The sequence below is a fragment of the Massilia pseudoviolaceinigra genome, from assembly GCF_030846505.1.
GTDB lineage: Bacteria > Pseudomonadota > Gammaproteobacteria > Burkholderiales > Burkholderiaceae_D > Telluria_A > Telluria_A violaceinigra.
The window spans coordinates 1-1,140 of the sequence record NZ_JAVCWL010000109.1 but is presented as its reverse complement, the minus strand read 5'-3'; the positions used below and the strand labels follow the sequence as shown (position 1 = coordinate 1,140).

Here is a 1,140-nt window from a genome sequence, read left to right as displayed (position 1 = left end):
ACCGCTGATCCCGCCGGCGAAGGTGTAGCCGAGCGCGGTACTATTGCTCCCGTTCGTGGGCGAGCCGTAGTAGTTCCAGCTCACCGTAGCCGACCAAGATTGTGCGGATCCGCCGCCAGCGATATTCCCACTGCTCAGCCATCCAGGCTCATAGGAAATCGTGGCCGATCCGGCGATCACGCCCGACAAGGAATATGGTGCGGTAGAAACCGTGTAAGTGCTATTCGAAAACTGGCCGATGTTGTAGAACGTGTAACTTGGATTGCCGCCGGCATTGATCGCAATTCGCTGCGCGTTCGCCGAACTCGTTGCGGAAGCCCAGTCGTAGATACCAGCATTTGCGCCCCCGCTGCCGATATGCCAGAAAACGGTTGCGACTACCACACTGGCGCTGAGCACCGGCGCCGCGCCTCCATTGCTGCCCTTGCCGACCAGGCTGTCGACCATCGTGGTGGATGCGGGCGCGGTCCATGTGCCGCTGCTGGTGAAAACAGCGGTCATAGGGGTGCGTGCGCGCTTCCCGTAAAACCCGCTGCGGCGGGCGTCGATAGGCGTCATGATCAGCCTCGCAGCACGGACACGATGAGCGTGGTGCCGCCGTCGCGCGTCGAGACCATCACATAATCGATACCGCCTGTCTGCCAGGTGATATTCGCGGTGGCGGCCGTCGTCTGGAGCACCCCGTCGTACCGGATGAACCGAGCGCCGGCGGGCCAGGCCGGCGTGCCGCCCAGGCCGATGTTCACCAGCTCCAAGAACTGCACCGCCTGCTTGCCGCTGGCCGGCCAGCCCGTGAAACTCATCGTCTTTGCGCCAGAGGCTGGCGCCACGCGCTGGGTTCCGCCGTTCGCATACGCCACCGCAGTGCTCGTGCCGTTATCGTAGTAGGTCATCGCGCGCACCAGCTCCTGCAGGTCGGACAGCAGCGCGATGGTGCCGCCGGCCGCCGGCACGACCAACGGAATAATTGTGTTCGTTGGAATCAGCGTGTCGCACTCGAAGCGAACCTGCTTCGACGCGTCGATGCTTCCCTTTGCGATCGAATTCGAGTCAACAAAGGCGACGATGCTGCTAGCCATGGCCGCGCTTCCTGCGGCAGCAATGGAGTAGTCGCGAGATTGGTCTCGATAACTTTGAGAC

The 1,140-nt window shown here is 62.5% G+C and carries 2 protein-coding genes; both read right to left on the bottom strand.

Annotated elements, in window-relative coordinates:
* Positions 1–558, bottom strand: a 558-nt coding sequence (locus RBA40_RS33285; RefSeq protein ID WP_306653186.1) for a hypothetical protein, incomplete at its 3' end; no start/stop codon positions are given.
* 2 nt (positions 559–560) lie between these two features.
* Positions 561–1,140 (bottom strand): hypothetical protein (locus RBA40_RS33280; RefSeq protein ID WP_306653184.1); only part of this gene is annotated, 580 nt, incomplete at its 5' end.